This is a genomic window from Micromonospora sp. NPDC049891, from assembly GCF_040660295.1.
Classification (GTDB): Bacteria; Actinomycetota; Actinomycetes; order Mycobacteriales; family Micromonosporaceae; genus Micromonospora.
This window is the reverse complement of the sequence record NZ_JBFAML010000074.1, coordinates 1-1,486: the sequence shown is the minus strand read 5'-3', so window position 1 is coordinate 1,486 and position 1,486 is coordinate 1. Positions and strand designations below refer to the sequence as shown.

1 protein-coding gene is annotated in these 1,486 nt (G+C 68.3%); it reads left to right on the top strand.

Annotated features, from left to right (window positions below):
• Positions 1 to 127: 127 nt before the first annotated feature.
• Positions 128 to 1,477, top strand: coding sequence for an IS30 family transposase (locus AB0I71_RS32490; RefSeq protein WP_357591186.1), 1,350 nt, complete (start codon positions 128 to 130; stop codon positions 1,475 to 1,477).
• Positions 1,478 to 1,486: the final 9 nt, after the last annotated feature.

Genomic DNA, 1,486 nt, shown 5'->3' with positions numbered 1-1,486 from the left:
GGCGGTTTCAACCGGTCGTCGCAACACCTTGATCACGGAGGTGTGCATGGGCAGGAACACGAAGCTGGAGCAGGTGCCGGAAAGGGCGCGGAGGCAGTGGGCGGCGGACCGGGCGCTGCGGGCGCCGATGCGGTCACCGGGTCGGCCTGAGCCTTCGCGCGTTGTGCAGCGGGAGTTCTGGCGGTTGATTGCGACGGGGATCACGACGGTCGAGGCGTCGTTGCATGTTGGCGTGTCGTGGCCGGTTGGGACGCGGTGGTTTCGTCACGCTGGCGGCATGCCGCCGATCAGCCTGGACGAGCCTTCGGGCCGCTATCTGTCCTTCGCCGAACGCGAGGAGATCGCGCTGCTGCGGGCGCAGGGCAAGGGCGTGCGGGAGATCGGCCGCAGGATCGGACGCGATGCGGGGACGATCTCGCGTGAGTTACGCCGCAACGCGGCGACCCGGGGTGGCAAGCAGGAGTACCGGGCCACGGTGGCGCAGTGGAAGGCGCAGCAGGCGGCCAAGCGCCCGAAGGCCGCCAAGCTGCTGTCCAATCCGCGGCTGCGCGAGTATGTGCAGGATCGACTGTCCGGGGCGGTGCGTCGGGCCGGCGGCGAGCTCGTGGCCGGGCCGACGGCTCGGGCCTGGAAGGGACGTAACAAGCCCCGCCGGGAAGACCGCCGTTGGGCCACTGCCTGGAGCCCGGAACAGATCAGCAACCGGTTGAAGCTGGACTTCCCGGATGATGAGTCCATGCGCATCTCGCATGAGGCGATCTACCAATCGCTGTTCATCCAGGGCCGCGGTGCGCTCAACCGTGAACTGGTTGCGTGTCTGCGCACCGGCCGGGCATTGCGGGTGCCGCGCGCCCGGGCCCGGCAACGCCGCGACGGCATGGTCACCCCGGAAGTGATGATCAGCCAGCGGCCGGCCGAGGTCGAGGACCGGGCCGTGCCCGGGCACTGGGAAGGTGACCTGATCATCGGGCTGGACAGGTCCGCGATCGGCACCCTCGTGGAACGGAGCACCCGCTTCACCATGCTGCTGCACCTGCCCCGCATGGACGGTTGGGGCGTCGAAGCGCGGTCGAAGAATGGTCCGGCCCTGGCCGGGCATGGCGCCGAAGCCGTCCGCGAAGCGATCGCCGCGACGATCACCGCTCTGCCCGAGCAGTTGCGTCGCACGCTGACCTGGGATCGCGGCAAAGAACTCGCCCAGCACGCGAAGCTGACGATCGACACCGGCGTGCAGGTCTACTTCGCCGACCCACACAGTCCGTGGCAGCGCGGCACGAACGAGAACACCAACGGGCTGCTCCGGCAGTACTTTCCCAAAGGTACAGACCTGGCCCGCTGGAACACCGGCGAACTCGCGGCAGTGGCGGCAACATTGAACAGCCGGCCACGCAAGGCACTCGGGTGGAGAACGCCCGGCGAAGCCCTTAACGATCTGTTACCGTCCGCTCAGGACAGTCGTGTTGCAACGACTGGTTGAAACCGGTCA

Coding starts and splice junctions, on each gene's coding strand:
- AB0I71_RS32490 (WP_357591186.1), top strand. CDS start 128: ATGCGGTCACCGGGTCGGCCTGAGCCTTCGCGCGTTGTGCAGCGGGAG.